This is a genomic window from Sneathiella sp., from assembly GCF_036844445.1.
Taxonomy (GTDB): Bacteria; Pseudomonadota; Alphaproteobacteria; order Sneathiellales; family Sneathiellaceae; genus Sneathiella.
The window spans coordinates 23169-40321 of the sequence record NZ_DAIUFV010000005.1 but is presented as its reverse complement, the minus strand read 5'-3'; the positions used below and the strand labels follow the sequence as shown (position 1 = coordinate 40321).

Sequence of the window (17153 nt, the reverse complement as noted above, 5' to 3'; positions counted from 1 at the left end):
TATGAAGGGACTGGAAAACCTGATCCGGGTGCGCAAATGGAAGCTCGACGAAAAGCGCCGGGAACTGGCGGACTTCGAAGCGCTCCGGCTCGGCTTCGTCAAGCAGTTGCGCGCGCTCGAAGATCAGAACCGGCGCGAGCAGGAAATCTCCGCCGGTGATCCTGAAGTCGGCTTCTCTTATGCCGGCTATGCTGCCGCCGTGAAGGAGCAGAGCAATAACATCCGCGCCAGCATCGCGGAGGTCGACGCGAAGATGGCCGAACTGACCGAGGAGGTTGCGGAATGTTACCAGGAACTGAAGAAATATCAGGTCGCGCTCGACGCCCATAAGGCGCGGGAGCGCTATGAACAAAAGCGCGTCGAGCAGATGAGCCTCGATGAAATCGCGCTCGAACTCCATCGCCGAAAGCATGGCAGCCGTTAGCCTGGCGCGGAAATCTTAACAAACCGCCGTTTCTGCTTGCCGCACACAACCAAATGGTGCAAAATGAACAAACCATGAACATTTTGCGCGGGGGGTGAGAGATGACCGGGCAGACGCGGGCGCGGGCGGATATTTTCAAGGAACTCCATGAGCGGCCGCAGGCGTTTGTTCTGCCGAACCCGTGGGACGTTGGCTCGGCGAAGATGCTGGCGGCGCTCGGCTTCGAGGCGCTGGCGACAACAAGCGCGGGCTTCGCTTTCTCGTCGGGCAAGGGGACCGCGATCGGGGAGATCAGCCGAGACGAGGCGCTGGAGCATGCAGCCGGGATCATTGCAGCAACCTCTCTGCCCGTCAGCGCCGATCTTGAAAACGGCTATGGTCATTCACCGGAAGATGTGGCGGAGACGGTGCGGCGGGCGGCGGAAATCGGCCTTGCAGGCTGCACGATCGAAGATACGACCGGCGATCCGGACAATCCCATATACGAGCGCCAGCATGCGATTGAGCGGATTGCCGCCGCCGCGGAGGTTGTGGCGACGCTCGGGCGGCCCTTCATGCTGACGGCGCGCGCGGAGAATTATCTGTTCGGGCGGCCTGATTTTGCCGACACGCTGGCGCGCCTTCAGGGCTATGAAGCGGTCGGCGCGGATGTTCTCTATGCGCCGGCGCTGCCCGATCTGGAAGCGATTGAAGTCGTTTGCCGGGAAGTATCAAAGCCCGTAAATGTCGTCGCCGGCATCGGCCTGCCGGGCGTGACGGTGGCCGAGCTGGAACGCGCCGGGGTGCGGCGCATCAGTGTCGGCTCTGCCTTTGCCCGTCTTGCCTTCGGGGCGGTGGTGCGTGCGGCGGAGGAAATCCGCGCGACAGGATCCTTCGCCCCCTTTACATCCGCAGCCTCCTTCGCCTCGCTTGAGAAGCTGATCAAGACCGCTCCCTGATCAGGCGAGCGCGTCGGCTCGCCGGTTAGTGGCTGCCGATGTGGGTTTCGTTCCGCGCCTTCGCAAGCTCGATCTGTTTCTGGCGATCGGCAAATCGCTTTTTCTGATCCGCACTCAGTTCGTCATGACAGCGCGGACAGCAAATCCCTTTTTCATAAAGCGGTGAGGCCTTGTCCTCTTCCGTGATCGGGCGCCGGCAGGCATAGCACTGATCATAGGATCCTTTTTCAAGATCATGATTGACGGTCACGCGCTGATCGAAGACGAAGCATTCCCCCTCCCAGCTACTCTGCTCTTTCGGGATGTCTTCGAGATACTGAAGAATGCCGCCCTCAAGGTGATAGACATTCCTGAACCCCTTGGTGAGAAGATAGGAGGTGGACTTTTCGCACCGGATGCCGCCGGTGCAAAACATCGCGATTTTCTGATCGCGCACCGGATCGAGCTTCTCTTCGACAAATTTCTTGAATTCGCGAAAGGTTTTCGTCTCCGGATTGATGGCGCCGCGGAAGGTGCCGACCTCAACCTCGTAATCGTTCCGCGTATCGATCAGCAGCACGTCCGGATCGCTGATCAGCGCGTCCCAGTCCTTCGGCTTTACATAGGTGCCGACAACCTCCCGCGGATCGAGATTTTCCGCGCCGAGGGTGACGATCTCTTTCTTCAGGCGAACCTTCATGCGATAGAAGGGCTGCGTCTCATGCAGCGCCTCTTTGTGCTGCAAATCCGCAAAGCGGGGATCGGCCTTCAGAAAACCGAGCAGCGCGTCGATCGCCGCGCGCGTGCCGGAGACCGTCCCGTTGATCCCCTCCTCGGCGAGCAGAAGCGTACCCTGGATGCCCTGTTCCCTGCAAAGGGCGTCGAGCCTGTCCCGGAGTTCCACATAATCAGGAAGTTTTACGAATTTATAGAGCGCGGCAACGACAAACATGTCCTGCTTTCCATAAGTGAAAATATGCCGCGAATATGGCGTAGCGACCGGGTCCGATCAAGTTTGAATGTTGACATGCGCCGCTATGACGCAAAGGGCGTATGGTTTGGGACGAGATTGACGGCTCGCGGGCTTAGCGCGGCGCCGTCTCGCTGCCCTGTCCTTCCCATTCGGCCAGCGGATCGAGAGCGAACGGCGCGCCGGCCCTGAAGGTGAGCTGCCCTTTCAGCCCGGAAATACTGAGATGCTCATTAAACAAAGCGTTGATATGCAGCCGCATCTCCTCGCCAAGTTCCGCATGGCTGCGGATGGCGAGATTGAAGCTCCGCGCTTTGAACAGCCCGTCAAGCTGCATCTGGCCGGAGCGCGTCAGGTTGAGTTCGATCACGAAGCGCGTCGTTTCGGGCCGCTCATCCTCCTCCGCGCTGCCGTGGCGGCGGTAGAACATACGGACCTGGCGAAGGTTGGTGCCATCGAAAAAAGGAAAATTGAGGCTTTTCCAGTCCTGCCCGCCCGCGTCGCTTTGCAGGCGCGAGAGGCTCTTGAAATCATCATCGAGAGCCTGCAGCAGCGCGCCCCGGCCGCTGCTGCGGAGCGCCGCCGTAAAATCTGCGCCGAGCCATTTGTCAACCGCACCGAAATTGAGCGCGACCATGAAAAAGAGCAGGCTATTGGGCAGGCGCGCGTTTGCCTGCGGGATGATCTGATGGATGACGCTCTGCGCGATAACGGGATCGACGCGGGCGACGTGATTGAGCGCCTCGCGCAGATTCTGCCAGTCCGCCATCAGGGAATTTTGCGGCGCTCTCCGTCCTGCGATGCGGGCGTCGCCCTCGGGAAGCGGAAAGGCGGCAATTTCTTCGGCGATTGCAAATTGTATGGTCGTCCCGATCGACGGCGGCAGCGGGCTGTTGAAAGCGAGGGTGCCGATGGGCGCATGGAGGGTGATGCGCGCGGCGCCGGTTGTCTCGGGCGCGCGCGCAATCGCGATGACCGTTCCCTGATAGATACCGTCGCGCGGGGTGAGGCCGGCGTCCGTGGTGTGCGAACGGAGAATAAGATTAAGCTTCGCCCCCTCCGTCAGGGGCAGAAGCCCGGCGGGTGCGCCGGCCAAAGCGGCGGGAGCGCGAACAACCTCGGCCGTCACCAGCTGCGGGCGACTATGCGGAGCCACCGGCGCGGCGGTCGGAAGCTGAGAACGATCGGTGACGGCGGCATCCGCTACGTTCGTTGTGGCGGCTCCGGCCGTGCGTTGATAGGCAGAAAGCCCGGGCGCGATCCGGTTACCCTCAGCGGGCGAGAATGCCTCCTGCGCGGCGGCTGCGGCGGTTGCCGCAGACAGCACGGCGCCCGACAACGCGGATGTGGGGGGCGGCGAAGCCGGGGCCGCTCCTTGCGGCGCGGACGATAGCGGAGCGGGCGGGATCTGTTGCCGCGGCAATGATGCAAGGGGCGCTGCGGCACTGGCCGCGGCAAGCAGCGGCGGAACCGCACGCGTCGCCGGCGGGGCAAGCTGGCCAATCCGGCTGTAGCTTTCCGCCGGGAGAGGGGCTTTGTCGACGGTTGGCAGAAGCCGCACCTCAAGCGGCGGCGAGATATCGCGCCCGTTAAGCGTCACGATCCGGGCGAGAATGACGTCCTGATTGTCAATCACTTCGAAGGCGATCTGGCTGCCGAGGGGGAAGGGTAGAGGCGTCGTGATGCGAAAATTCCCGACGGCGGTATGCACGATCAGATGATCGGTTGAGGTGCGCGCCATCACCACTGCGCTTACGAGCGTATTTGCCTGAAGCTGCCGTGTCGATGCCTCCGGTTGTTGCGCCTGTCCGCTGTTGGCGGGAAGGCCGCTTCCCTGCCCGGTCGAGGGGGCGGCGCTCATCGCTGCGACAGATCCCTGGCCGCTCGCCGGTGAGGCGGCGCTTCCTGCGAGGGTGGGCGGAATGCCCGATGATGCGCGAATGCCGCTCATGTGCCTACCGCATTGCTATGCGGTCCCCCGGATGATGTAACGGGCGAGATCGTCGACAGCGCCGGCGGCGCGGCTTGTCGGAAAGCGCGTCATGAGCCCGACCTGCGCCCGGATGGCGTGGGAGACTTTTTCATCCTGTTCGACAATGCCGGCGAGCGGTGGCTCGATATGCAGGAAATTGCGGCAGGCGCTGAGGAGCTTGTCATAAATTTTGCGCCCCTCAACCTCGGATTTCGCCATATTGATGAGGATACGAAGATCGGCATCCGGCGCGATCTGCGTCGTCACCTTGATATAGGCATAGGCGTCGGTGAGAGAGGTCGGATCGCCGGTCGTCACGACGAGTTTGGGGCCGAGCCCGTGCGAGAGGGTCTTGACTGCATCATCAATCCCGGCGCCGAGATCGAGGACGATATAGTCATAGTCCGCGCCGAGCAGGGCAATGTCGTTGCGGATTTTTCGAAGCTGCGAAATATCAAGCGAGCCGAGCGACCCCGATCCCGAGCGTCCGGCGATGAGATCAAAGCCCGCTTCTGAGCGGTAAATGACATCCTGAAGCGGCAGATCGCCGCTGATCACGGTGGTGAGGTCAAGTTCGGGCATGACGCCAAGCTGGATATCAACGTTGGCGAGCCCGACGTCCCCATCAAAAAGAAGAACCTTTTTCCCGGCGTTAGCGAGCGCCTGGGTCAGGCTGGCGGCAAGGACTGTCTTGCCGACGCCGCCCTTGCCGGACGCGATGGTGATGATGTTGTTCCCCGCCGGGCGCATCGCAGGATGCAGTTCGGGTCGATTGCGAAGGGGGCTTTCTGTGGGGATCATGGTCTTACCTTGTCAAATTCTTTGCCAACCTCGGGACGGGTCGGATCGCGAAGCAGGATTCGGGCGAGATTAACCGGATTGATTTTATGCAGGCCGCTCGCGACCGAGGGCGAGACGCTGGCGTAGGAAAAGCTGAGGCGGGCGCTTTGCGCGGCCGTGAAAATGCCGCCGTAGCGACGCGTCGTATCAAGGCGTGTCACGATCATGCGCCGTGCGCCAAGCGCGGCAAAGCCTTCGGCTGTGTCGCTCATCTCTGCCGTATCGGTTCCGGCAGCAAGAACGACAACCGGCTCCGCGCGACCGGCGATGATATAGCGCGTGAGGGCGGCAACCTCGCCCGCGTCGTAAATATTGATGCCGCCGGTATCGATCAGGATGTCCGCGCCCGGCGCGATCTTGCCGCTCTCCAGCAACGCTTTCAGCGCTTCGGGGGTCTCGGCGACGTCGAGATCAAAGCCGAGAATATCCGTGTAGGCTTTGAGCTGCTCAATTGCGCCGGCGCGGCTCATGTCGGTCGTGATGATGCGGAACTCCCGCCCCTCGAGCTTTGCCGCCGCGGCGAATTTGGCGATTGTCACGGTCTTGCCGACGCCGGGCGGGCCGACCAGCATCATTGGCGCCTTGCGGCCTGAAATCCGCGACGAATAGGTGAAGTGGCTGTCGAAAGCGGCGGCGAGCGCCATTTCGGGATTATCCGTCCGGGTGGCAAGCGCGGTTCGACACAGCATTTCCGCAAGCCGTGTCGGCAGGCCATGGTAGGCCATGGACTGGACCAGCACCTCCATTTTGGGCGTGACCCGGATCGGCTGCGCGCGTTCAGGCGCAATGGGTGCCGCTTTTGCCGAGGTAGCATCTCTGGTGACTGCTGCACTTGCCGGCGGCGGCGTCTCATCCGTCTCGGCGCGCCAGTCCCTATCCCAGTCGGCGGCCCAGCTGTCGGTATTGTGCGCGGGCGGCGCGTCCAACTGTTCGACGGCGGCGGTCAGCTGGATATCGCCATTTTCCAGCGTCTGGCTGGAGAGGATGATCGCTTCCGGCCCCATCTCCCGGCGCAGCAGGCTGATGGCCTTTTCCATCGACGGGGCAGTATAGGTCTTTATCCGCATTGCCTGACGCCCTTAGACTTGCGCCAGCGTCCGGAGACGGGCTTTCGGATGCACTTCATTTTGTGACATCACAACCGTCATTGGGCGGAAGCGCTCGATGATCGAACGGACGTAAGGGCGGATCGCCGGGCTGGTCAGCAGCACCGGGCTGTGGCCCTGGCGCGCCAGCGTGTCAAACACGTCGCGCATCCGTGCGATAAATGTCTGAAGCTGGCTCGGCGCCATGGAAAGCTGCCGCTCGTCGCCTTGGCCGATGATCGCATTGGCAAAATTCTGCTCCCATTCCGGCGTCAGGGTAACGAGCGGGATATAGCCGTCATCGGCGGTGTTGGCGGCGGAAATCTGTCGCGCGAGGCGGGCCCGGACATGCTCGGTGATGATGTTGATATTCTTCGAATAGCCGGTCGCTTCCGTAATGCCTTCGAGAATTGTCGGCAGGTCGCGGATCGAGATCCGCTCGGCCAGCAGGTTCTGAAGGACGCGCTGGATGCCGCTCACCGAAATCTGTGTCGGGATCAGATCGGCGATCAGCTTCTGATTGACGCTCGGCAGATCGTCCAGCAGCTTCTGCGTTTCCGCATAGGAGAGAAGATCGGGCATGTGATCTTTCAGAATCTCGGTCAGATGGGTGGTGATGACCGTCGACGGATCGACAATGGTGTAGCCGCGGAAGGACGCCTCCTCACGCTGCCCCGTATCTACCCAGACGGCAGGCAGCCCGAATGTCGGCTCAACGGTTTCCTCGCCCGGAAGGTCGATGGTTTTGCCTTGCGGATCCATGATCAGCAGATTGTTCGGGCGGACATCGCCGGAGCCTGCTTCAACTTCCTTGACGCGGACAAGATAGCTGTTGGCCGGAAGCTGCATGTTATCAAGGATACGCACGCTTGGCATGACGAAGCCCATCTCGCTGGCGATCTGGCGACGCAGCGCCTTGATCTGGTCGGTCAGGCGATAACCTTCGGTGTCATTGATGAGCGACAGCAGGCCATAGCCAAGCTCGAGACGAAGATCATCGATGGCAAGCACGGTCGAGATTGGCTCTTCCGCTGGCAGCGCCGCCTTCTTGCTTTCGAGTTTCAGCTGTTCTTCCTCACTCGCCTTGATTTCCTGCTTGCGGTTAAGGACATAAGCGGAGTAGCCGATCCCAACTGCGAGAAAGAGGAACGGGAGCATCGGCACGCCGGGCAGCAGGGAGAGGCCGATCAAGAGGGCCGAGCTTACGCCAAGGGCGCGCGGATAGCCACCGAACTGGCCGATCAGGGCCTTGTCGGTCGTCCCCGTCACACCGCCGCGCGACACGATAAGACCGGCCGCGACCGAAACGATGAGCGCCGGCACCTGGCTCACAAGCCCGTCACCGACCGTGAGCAGCGTGTAGCTGTTGGCCGCGTCGGCGAAGGAAAGGCCTTCCTGCGCGACGCCGATGATGATGCCGCCGATAATATTGATGAAGGTGATCAGAAGCCCGGCAATGGCATCGCCACGCACGAATTTTGACGCACCATCCATGGAGCCGTAGAAACTGCTTTCGTCCTCGAGCTCCTTGCGGCGCTTGCGGGCGGTGTCTTCATTGATCATGCCGGCGGAAAGATCGGCGTCGATCGCCATCTGCTTGCCGGGCATGGCGTCGAGAGAGAAGCGGGCGGCAACCTCGGCGATACGGCCCGAACCCTTGGTGATGACGACGAAATTGACGAGGACGAGAATGGCGAAGACGATAATGCCGATGACGAAATTTCCGCCCATGACGAAATTGCCAAACGCCTCGATCACGTGTCCGGCGGCCTGCGGCCCGGTGTGTCCTTCAGAAAGGATCAGGCGGGTCGAGGCAAGGTTGAGCGCGAGGCGCAGCATGGTCGCAATGAGGAGAACGGTTGGGAAGGAGCTGAAATCGAGCGGCTTCGTAATAAACAGGCAGGTCATAAGGATTACCACGGAGAAGGTGATCGAAATGGCCAGGCTGAAGTCGAGCAGCCAGCTCGGCATCGGCAGGATCAGGACCATGAGGATGCAGACAACACCAAGCGCAAGGCCAATATCGCTCCGTCCGACGGCGTGCGTGATGCGTCCGAGGATCGCTCCTCCGCCATTGACATTCCCTGCGGCTGACTGGGATTCACTCATTTACTTCGTCTTTCCAAAAACTGTCGCGAGGGGGACGGTGTCAGGCGCGCGCCTGATAGCGGCTTTCACCGGCTGCGGCCGGAATATGTATCCCGTCGTCCGAGTAAAGTTTCAACTTGTTGCGCAGCGTGCGGATTGAAATCCCGAGGATGTTCGCGGCATGCGTCCGGTTGCCAAGGCAGTGATCGAGCGTGTTGAGGATGAGATCCTTTTCAACGTCCGCCACTTTTCGTCCGACAAGCGCGCTCGCCGGCATGACCGTTGCCGACGGCATCGCCGCCGACGCGTGAGGGGCCATTTCGCGTGCATCCGGCGTCGCGCTGCCATCCGGCATCAGGATCGCATCGGCGGTAATGACGTTGCCCTGACAGAGCAGAACGGCGCGGTGAATGGTATTTTCAAGCTCGCGCACATTTCCTTTCCACGGGTTCGCTTTCAGCTTGGCCATGGCATCGGCGTCAATAAGACGCTCGGGCAGGCCGTTCGCGTCGGAATATTTTCTGGCAAAATGCTGCGAGAGAACCTCGATATCCTTCATCCGCTTGCGAAGGGGCGGGATCTTGAGAGTGACGACATTGAGGCGGAACAGCAGGTCTTCACGGAACGTCTTTTCGGCGACGGCTTCGGCAAGATCGCGGTTGGAGGTTGCGATAATGCGAATATCGACGGGCACCGGCTTGGTGCCGCCAACACGGTCGATGACCTTTTCCTGAATGGCGCGGAGCAGCTTGGCCTGGAGCTGGATATCCATCTCGCTGATCTCATCGAGCAGCAGGGTGCCGCCGTTGGCTTCCTCGAACTTGCCGATACGGCGTGCAATGGCGCCGGTGAAGGCGCCCTTCTCATGTCCGAATAGCTCTGATTCCAGCAGATTCTCGGGGATTGCCGCGCAGTTGACGCAGACGAATGGCTTGTCCGCGCGGTTGCTCTTGTGATGCAGGTAGCTTGCCATCACTTCCTTACCCGTGCCCGTCTCTCCGTTGATCAGCACGGAGGCGGAGGAGGGGGCGATCTGATCGGCGAGGGCAACAACGTCGCCCATGGCCGGATCGGCGAAGACCAGCTTGTTATTCTCCTGCGATACCGCCTCGAGAACGGCGGCGATAAGCTCGGGGTCGGGCGGCAGGGGCAGAAACTCCTTCGCGCCGGCGCGAATGGCGTTGGCGGCGGCGGTTGCATCCGTATTCACCCCGCAGGCGATGACCGGGAGATTGATGCGTTCGCTCGAGAGCATGGAGACGAGATTGCGGATCGGCAGGTTGACGTCGATCATCGCCATATCCGCGCCCTTGCCCGCCCGCAACGAGGCCATCGCCATTTCGATATCATCCACATGGCTGACCTTGGCGCCACGCGACATCGCGATCTGGCTGGCAGCGCCGATCTGGCCATTCAGAGAACCAATAATTAGCAACCTCATCGAATACTCTCCTAAGACTTAGCTGTAGTACTGCACGCGGCTTGCCGGCGGCAGCAGGGTGTTGAGCAACATTTCAAGACGGCGCGGGTTTTCCTGCCGGCCGATGGATTGGGCGCCGAGCATAAAAACCCGGTTCAGCAGCACTTCCTCGGCGGAATTGCGCTCGAGCTTCGACGCCAGCGGATTGAAAAACATGTTGGCGAGAACGGCGCCGTAAAAGGTGGTAAGCAGGGCAACCGCCATCGCCGGCCCGATCGATTCCGGATCGTTCAGATTACCGAGCATCTGGACAAGGCCGACGAGCGTACCGATCAGGCCCATCGCGGGGGCAACCTCGGCCGCCTTGCGCAGCACGCCCGACGTCGAGTTGTGGCGGGCGATCATGCCGCTCAGGTCATTTTGCAGGATGCGGCTCACTTCATCCGCCGGCAGTCCGTCTATGACAAGCTGCAGCGATTTGCGCTGGAAACTGTCTTCATCCAGCGTCTGGATATAGTTCTGCAGATGCAGGACGCCCTTGCCGCGGCATTTGTCGGCAAGTTCCAGCATGGAATAGGCGGCGTAGTCCGGCGATATGGATTTCGCGAAGAGCGTGCCGAAAATAACTTTCTGCGCGCGCATCACTTCGGAGAGCGAAAAGCTGATCATCGTCACAAGGAACGTCCCGCCCAGCACCAGCAGGACGGAGGGCAGGTTAAAGAAGGACGCAAGCGATCCGCCGAGCAGCACCGCGCCGGTGATCAGCGTGAAGCTGCCGAAAAGCCCGAAAACGGTCGCGTAATCAATCCTCTTCGCCATCGGACGCTTACCCCTGCCGCCGGTCGGTCTTGATGATTTCCGTCATCGTGACGCCAAGCCGGTCTTCGACGACGACAACCTCGCCGCGCGCGACCAGGCGGTTGTTGACATAGATGTCAATCGCTTCACCGACTTTCCGGTCGAGTTCGATGACCGCGCCGCGCCCGAGCTTCAAAAGCTGGCTGACCCGCATCCGCGACTTGCCGAGCACGGCCGTGACATGGACCGGAATATCGAAAACGGCTTCGAGATCGGCCGCAGTGCGGGCGATTTCGGTGTCTTCATCGGGACCGAAATCGCTGATTGCGGAATGTGCCGTCTCATCGGATGCGGCAAGATCGACATTCTGCGTTTCTGCCTTGCCGAGATCTTCAAGATCGAGTTCTTCATCTGCCACGTGCGTTACTCCTTAAAGCGAACCAGTTGCGGACTGGCGAATGTTGGTGTCGGTTGCCTCGGCGCCGCCGGTAAGCGAGCGGACAAAGCGGCTGATCATCTCGTCGAGCCGCGCCTCGATCTCGCCGAGCCGGCGTTCCGTACCGCCATCGGCCCATTCGATGCGGCAGTCGCCGGGGCGGGCCTCATCGTCGGGCAGCAAAATCAGCTTGCCCTGAAATCCGGCGCGGTTGCCGATCTCGTCGAGTTTGGGGGCAAGATGCTGGCAGGTTTCGTCGCTCGCGCGGACCACGATACGCGGCTCGTCATGAAGGTCGACAAGGCATTCTTCGATCAGTTGGCGCACTTCTAGCTCCGGCGCAAGGTCGATCAGGCGCGGCGCGAGGCGGGACGCCAGCGCCAACGCAAGGCGGGCGGCGTCGCCCTTGATCGCATTGACCTTTTCCTCATGGCTCGCGACCAGCTGGCTGAACTGAACGGATATGGCGCTGACCGTTTCCGCCGTTGTTGCCTCGATCCCCCGCAAGGCCTGCATCTGTCCCTGGCGCATGCCGCTCTCGAATGCTTCGGCCTTGGCGGCCGCAACGTCGGTTTCGGTAAACATGATCTCTTCATGCACCACCGGCTCCGGCGCTTTCTTGCGCGCCGCGCTTTCGCTTCCGAACTCGGTATCAAACATGAATTTGGTGGTGACAACCATAGCGGCCTGCATCCTCAGTAAATCAGCTCGTCGTCGCCGCCGCCATCGGCGAGGATAATGTCGCCGTTATCGGCCAGTTCCTTGGCGATATTGACGATTTCCATCTGCGCTTCATCGACGTCGCGAAGCCGGACCGGGCCCATCGCCTCCATATCCTCGCGCAGGATCTTGGCCGCGCGCTCGGACATGTTGGTGAAGAAGAGATCGCGCAGGCTCTCGGAGGCGCCCTTCAGGCAGATGCCGAGCCGCTCCTTGTCGACGTTGCGTAGCAGCGTCTGGACGCCGGCCGGATCGAGTTTAAGGAGATCTTCGAAGGTGAACATCAGCGCCTTGATCTTTTCGGCGGAATCGCGATTGCGTTCCTCCAGCGCGGCGACGAAGCGCCCTTCGGTGTTGCGGTCGAAATTGTTGAAAATCTCCGCCATCATCTCGTGGCTGTCGCGCTTGTTGGTTTTCGCGAGGTTGTTCATGAATTCGCTGCGGAGCGTATCCTCGATCTTGTCGAGAACCTCTTTCTGCACCGATTCCATCTGCAACATGCGGTTCACGACCTCGAGCGCGAAATCCTCGGGCAGCGTTGCAAGGACTTTTGCGGCGTGGCCGGGGTTGATCTTGCTCATGACGACGGCGACGGTCTGCGGATATTCATTCTTCAAATAGTTGGCGAGGACCTGCTCGTTGACGTTGGCAAGCTTGTCCCACATGGTCCGTCCGGCGGGGCCGCGGATTTCCTCCATGATGCTCTCGACGCGATCACTGCTGAGCGCTTTGGTCAGCAGCCGCTCGGTCGCTTCATAGGTGCCGACGATATTGCCCGTCGTCGAGATCCGGCTCGCAAATTCGGCGAACAGGGCTTCCATCACATTCGAGGAAATCGAGCCGAGATTGGACATTGCCTGCGAGATCTCCTTGATCTCTTCCTCATCGAGGCGAGTCCACAGATCCTTCGTATGCTCCTCGCCGAGCGCGAGCATCATGATGGCGGCCTTGTCCGTCCCGTTCAGATATTTCGTGTCGTTGATAACCATGAAACTAGTGACCTCTTACGCGTCGTGATAGAGCCAGCTGCGGAGGATGGAGATGGCTTCATCCGGATGTTTGTCGACGATTTCGGCAACCTTGTTGAGCGCCGATGTCCTGACCTGGCCATCGACCTTGTCGATATCGATAAGGCTTTCGATTTCATTCAGCGTCTCGCTCTGCGGCGTCGCGGACGCCCGGTTCTGGCTATGCGCGATGGCTGGGACATGTTCAGTGCCGACAAGGGCAGCAGTGGCGCCCGCCGGGCCGGCCAGTGCCGGCGTAGCGCTGCCGAGCGCAAGCGCCCGGTTAAGCAGCGGGCGCACGACCAGCAGCAGCGCCAGGATGGCGACAATGACGAGGACGCCCATTTCTCCGATCTTGAACAAATCGGCTTTTGTCAGCCCGAGGAAAAGCGTATCGCTTTCTACTTCGCCGACGGGGAAGGGATCGGCGACAATCGCGAAGGGCATATTGACCACCTCCACGACGTCGCCGCGTTTTTCATCGTAACCGATCGCGGATTTGACAAGCCGGTCGATCTTTTCGAGCGCCGCCGGGCCAAGCGAGGGCTGGCTTCCGGCACCTTCCACAGCCGCCGCGGTCCGGTCATTGATCAGGACGGCAACGGTAAGACGGCGGACCGGACCCGTTTCGCGCACTTCGGTGGTGATGGTTTTCGAGATTTCATAGTTGACGGTTTCTTCCGTCCGCGACATGGAATTTTCAGACCCCGTTCCTGCGCCGTTGTCGGCCTCGGCTTCCGGCAGGTTGTTGGCGACCGTCACGGCCTGCTCATTCATCATGCCTTCGTTTGACGAGCTGCTTTCCTCAACAAGCTGGGAGGAGCGGACGACCTGGCTGTCCGGATCATAGGTCTCCGAATGGATGGTGCGGTGATCGAAGTCCATGACCGCGCTCACCTCCGCGCGGACATTGCCGCGGCCGAGCGATTTTTCGAGAAGCTGCTCGATCTGCTCCTTCAGGCGGCTTTCATAGGCGATGCGCTTGAAATCATTCTGGGTGCTGACGCCGGTGCCCGGTGCTTCCTTGCCATCGCCGCGCGCCAGCAGGTTGCCCCGCTCATCGACGATCGAGATATGCGAGGGCGAGAGCGATGGGACAGCCGAGGCCGTCATATGCTGGATGGCGGCAATCTGATCGTCGCTCAGGCGGCCGTGGCCGTTGAGTTTGAGGACGATGGAGGCGCTCGCCTCGCGCTTGTCGCGGCTGAAAACCTCACGCTTCGGCAGGACGAGATGGACACGCGCCGCGGCGACATTGTTGATGGCGCTGATGGTGCGCGCAAGCTCGCCCTCAAGCGCACGCACATAATTGACATTCTGAACGAAGCTGGTGGTGCCGAAGGTATCGGAGCTGTCGAAGATCTCATAGCCGACAGAGCCGCCGTTAGGCAGCCCGACCTCGGCCATCTTCAGGCGGATGAGCGCGACCCGATCCTCGGGGATCAGGATATCGCGTCCGTTCGGCGAGATCTTGAAGGGAATGTTGTCGGCTTCGAGCTTGGAGACGATGGCCGCGGAATCTGCAGGTTCCAGTCCGCCATAGAGAAGCGCGTAATCAGGAGCGCTGATCCGGCTCGCCATCAACATGATCATCGCGATCAGACCGACCGCGACGGACCCCAATATGACAACTTTGACTGTTCCCAGGCTCTGGAGAAGCTGGTTTAATCCGTTCACAAGACGCCCCACTCGATTAAAATATGCCTAAAATTGACGTGACTTAGGAAAAATACGCAGAGGAGATAAACAAGTGGTTAACGGCAGGCAAAATTTGCCGGTCAGGCGGAAAATTTTGCCTAGTCAGCGTCCAGGCGGCGCAAAAGGCCGTGAAATGCGGGCAGGGCACGGCCCGGAAACAACAAAAAAGCCCGGCGGAGGGCCGGGCTTTACGTGAAAAGAAATTAACGAATGGCGTAATCAGTCATTTTTGTGAAGCGCTTCACTCGGGCGATAGTCCTGAATGCGGGTCGTCCGAAGTCCCGGCAGACCATGTTTGTCGATTGCTTTCTGCCATGACAGGAACTCCTCGACGGAGAGCGTATAGCGGCGGCACGCATCGTCCAGGCTGATAAGCCCGCCACGAACGGCCGCGACCACTTCCGCCTTGCGCCGGATCACCCACCTCTTGGTATCCTTCGGCGGCAGGTCATGGATCGTCATCGGCTGGCCATCGAGACCGATGATGCGATTCACTTTGCGGTCCATTTGCGATTGCATTTTCGCATTACCTCATACTTAACGTTTTGCCTTGAACCGAGATCATATCCGCTGCGATTTAACAAACAGCTAATGAGGTTGGTTAATTTAATCTTCATGGCGAAAAAGGGGATTTTCCGCCATGAAGCTCAGGCTTTCCGCGGCTGAATGTTAGCGCTTCAGGCGGATCAGCTCTTCCAGCATTTCATCTGCGGTGGTGATGATTTTACCGGCCGCGGAGTAGGACCGCTGGGTGACGATCATGCGCGTGAACTCTTCCGCGATATCGACGGTCGAGGCTTCGGTTGCCGACGAGATTATCTTGCCGGCGCCGCCGATGGTGGCTTCACGCAGGGTGAAGGTGCCGGCCTCGGGGGTTTCGTCATAGGCGTTACCGTCGCGGCTCTGCAGTCCGTTGGGGTTGGCGAAGGTGGCGATCGGAATCTTGTAGATTTCCTCGGACGTGCCGTTGTCGAACTTGGCGACGAGAACACCGAGTTCGTTGATGTAGACGGATTCAAACGCGCCAAACAGGGCGCCGTTGACGTCCGAGGAGACAAGCTCGGAAACCGCGCCGGACTGCGTGAGGCCGTTGGAGAGGCCGTCCGTGCCGAAATTGAGATCAATTGCCTGCGGTGAGTTGATACCCATCGTCGCCGCCCAGGGAATGCTGATCGAGTTGGCGAGCGTTGTTGTCCCCATATCGAGCGTGCCATCGCTGTTGAAGCCGACAATGGCGGAAGTGATGACGTTCTGCGTGCCGTCATTGTCCGTGTCAGCCGTGATTTCCACCGTCCATTCGTTGGGCGTGACGCCCGAGCCGGTGCGGAGGAAATTGAGCGTTACGGTGTGCGCGGCGCCGAGACTGTCATAAATCTGGAACGAGCGGACGAAATGCGGTTCCACCGTCCCGTTCGCCATATCGCCCGCGACATAGCCGGGGCCGAACGTCGCCTGGGTCGCCGAAAGGTTCGCCTGCAGCGTGATGGTGGAGGTTGCCTCGGCGTTACCGGTGAGGCCGGTGATGTTGACCGGCGTCAGCGCGGCGAGATCGGAGCGGTTGGCGGGAATGTTGCCTTCGGGATCAATTTCCCAGCCCTGCAGGTAATAGCCCTGTGCGTTGCGCAGCAGGCCGTTTGCGTCGGGCTCGAAAGTGCCGGCGCGGGTAAACACATAGTTGGCGCCGGTCGCCCCCGGGTTGGGGGAAGAGCTGACGACGAAGAAGCCGTCGCCGGCAATTGCCATGTGGGTGTCGATCGTCGAGCCGTTGACGAGCCCCTGGCGGTCGATCTGCGCGCGCGGATGGACCTGCACGCCGCCGGCCGTATAGTTCGTGTCCGTCGCGCTTTCCGTCACAAGCGTGGAGAAGATTGCTTTTGTGCCCTTGTAGCCGATGGTGTTGGTGTTCGAAATATTGTCCGCAATGGTCGCCATCGCCATGGATTGGGCGGCCAGCCCGGACACGCCGGAAAACATTGCTGCTGTCAAACTCATTTTCTCTCTCCTATTTTACCGCCCGCCCGAAGGACGACGGCCTACTGCTGTTGCCGCACTCATGCGGACGGTTCATTCAGGTTTTTCTGGGTAATGGACGTGATGTAATCGAGACCGACGGGAACGTTGCCGATCTTCAGAACTGCCTGGCCATTTACGGTTTCGATGCTGGTCGCAGTGCCTTCGAAGCTGTAGCCGACCTGAACCTTGCTGCCGCTCGGCGTTTCGCCCTTGACCACGAGATAGTAAGCGCCGTCACCGGCGGCGGTACCGTTTGATCTGGTGCCGTTCCAGTGATACTGCTGCTTGCCGGCGGACGCGCTGTCCTTCGTTTCGCTAAAGACCATCGTGCCGTACTGATCATAAATCTGATAGGTCACATTGGCGGCGTGGCTGCCAAGATCGATATTCCAGCTTGCCGCCCCGCCGCTAAGCGATGCCGCGTTGAGATTGGTGCCAATCGTCTTGCCGAGATAATTGACCATATTTGCCGCCATGGAGTTCTGCTGCGCCATCTGCGTCAGCTGGACCAGAGATTCCAGATTCTGGTTTGTGGCGATGGCCTGCTCGACCGAGGTGAAATTCACCAGCTGATTGGTGAATTCCGTCGTATCCGTCGGGTTGAGCGGATCCTGATGGGTCAGCTGGGTCGTCAGCAGTGTCAGAAAATCGTCGAAGTTATTCGCAAGATTTTTCTGCGCATTTGTTGCGGCGCTGCCGGGATAGGCCACTGTAGGGGATATTTCCGTCATGGTCTTGAACTCACTTTCTGGAAATCTGTCAATG

Annotated in this window: 16 protein-coding genes; 2 read left to right on the top strand and 14 right to left on the bottom strand. The window is 60.3% G+C overall.

Going from position 1 to position 17153, the window contains the following annotated elements; all coding sequences use genetic code 11:
* Position 1: 1 nt before the first annotated feature.
* Together V7Z56_RS11000 and V7Z56_RS10995 are read left to right on the top strand one after the other, a co-directional pair.
* Positions 2-424: a flagellar FliJ family protein gene (locus V7Z56_RS11000; protein WP_334129498.1), complete on the top strand. Its 423-nt coding sequence runs from the start codon at positions 2-4 to the stop codon at positions 422-424.
* A 101-nt stretch (positions 425-525) separates the two neighbouring features.
* On the top strand, positions 526-1362 hold the full coding sequence (locus V7Z56_RS10995; protein WP_334129496.1) for an isocitrate lyase/PEP mutase family protein: 837 nt from the start codon (positions 526-528) through the stop codon (positions 1360-1362).
* Positions 1363-1387: 25 nt separating this feature from the next.
* Here V7Z56_RS10995 and trhO read toward each other — a convergent pair whose 3' ends face one another.
* The 14 genes from trhO to V7Z56_RS10925 all read right to left on the bottom strand — a co-directional run bounded on the left by trhO (position 1388) and on the right by V7Z56_RS10925 (position 17119).
* Positions 1388-2293 (bottom strand): oxygen-dependent tRNA uridine(34) hydroxylase TrhO, encoded by a 906-nt coding sequence (gene trhO / locus V7Z56_RS10990; protein WP_334129495.1) that lies wholly within the window; start codon positions 2291-2293, stop codon positions 1388-1390.
* Between the two features lie 133 nt (positions 2294-2426).
* Positions 2427-4262, bottom strand: coding sequence for a hypothetical protein (locus tag V7Z56_RS10985; protein ID WP_334129494.1), 1836 nt, complete (start codon positions 4260-4262; stop codon positions 2427-2429).
* 15 nt (positions 4263-4277) lie between these two features.
* The gene (locus tag V7Z56_RS10980; protein ID WP_334129493.1) at positions 4278-5084 is read right to left on the bottom strand and encodes a nucleotide-binding protein; all 807 of its coding nucleotides are present in this window, start codon (positions 5082-5084) and stop codon (positions 4278-4280) included.
* Positions 5081-6190 (bottom strand): hypothetical protein, encoded by a 1110-nt coding sequence (locus V7Z56_RS10975; RefSeq protein WP_334129492.1) that lies wholly within the window; start codon positions 6188-6190, stop codon positions 5081-5083. The genes V7Z56_RS10980 and V7Z56_RS10975 overlap by 4 nt, the downstream gene beginning before the upstream one ends.
* A 12-nt stretch (positions 6191-6202) precedes the next feature.
* Complete coding sequence (flhA, locus tag V7Z56_RS10970) at positions 6203-8317, bottom strand: flagellar biosynthesis protein FlhA (RefSeq protein WP_334129491.1); 2115 nt, start codon at positions 8315-8317, stop codon at positions 6203-6205.
* Between the two features lie 40 nt (positions 8318-8357).
* Positions 8358-9737, bottom strand: coding sequence for a sigma-54-dependent transcriptional regulator FlbD (gene flbD, locus V7Z56_RS10965; RefSeq protein ID WP_334129490.1), 1380 nt, complete (start codon positions 9735-9737; stop codon positions 8358-8360).
* An 18-nt stretch (positions 9738-9755) separates the two neighbouring features.
* The gene (locus tag V7Z56_RS10960; protein ID WP_334129489.1) at positions 9756-10535 is read right to left on the bottom strand and encodes a motility protein A; all 780 of its coding nucleotides are present in this window, start codon (positions 10533-10535) and stop codon (positions 9756-9758) included.
* Between the two features lie 7 nt (positions 10536-10542).
* Positions 10543-10839, bottom strand: a complete 297-nt coding sequence (gene fliN, locus V7Z56_RS10955) for a flagellar motor switch protein FliN (protein WP_443023800.1) — start codon at positions 10837-10839, stop codon at positions 10543-10545.
* A gap of 105 nt (positions 10840-10944) precedes the next feature.
* The gene (locus V7Z56_RS10950) at positions 10945-11631 is read right to left on the bottom strand and encodes a FliH/SctL family protein (protein WP_334129487.1); all 687 of its coding nucleotides are present in this window, start codon (positions 11629-11631) and stop codon (positions 10945-10947) included.
* Between the two features lie 14 nt (positions 11632-11645).
* Positions 11646-12659 carry a flagellar motor switch protein FliG gene (fliG, locus tag V7Z56_RS10945; RefSeq protein ID WP_334129485.1) on the bottom strand — a complete coding sequence of 338 codons (1014 nt, stop codon included), beginning with the start codon at positions 12657-12659 and terminating at the stop codon, positions 11646-11648.
* 15 nt (positions 12660-12674) lie between these two features.
* On the bottom strand, positions 12675-14354 hold the full coding sequence (gene fliF / locus V7Z56_RS10940; protein ID WP_334129484.1) for a flagellar basal-body MS-ring/collar protein FliF: 1680 nt from the start codon (positions 14352-14354) through the stop codon (positions 12675-12677).
* Between the two features lie 240 nt (positions 14355-14594).
* Entirely contained in the window at positions 14595-14882 is a 288-nt protein-coding gene (sciP, locus tag V7Z56_RS10935; RefSeq protein WP_443023796.1) for a CtrA inhibitor SciP, read from the bottom strand.
* 162 nt (positions 14883-15044) lie between these two features.
* Complete coding sequence (flgE, locus tag V7Z56_RS10930; RefSeq protein ID WP_334129482.1) at positions 15045-16367, bottom strand: flagellar hook protein FlgE; 1323 nt, start codon at positions 16365-16367, stop codon at positions 15045-15047.
* A 59-nt stretch (positions 16368-16426) separates the two neighbouring features.
* A complete protein-coding gene (locus V7Z56_RS10925) occupies positions 16427-17119 on the bottom strand; it encodes a flagellar hook assembly protein FlgD (RefSeq protein ID WP_334129481.1) in 693 nt (230 codons plus the stop codon).
* Between the last annotated feature and the right edge of the window lie 34 nt (positions 17120-17153).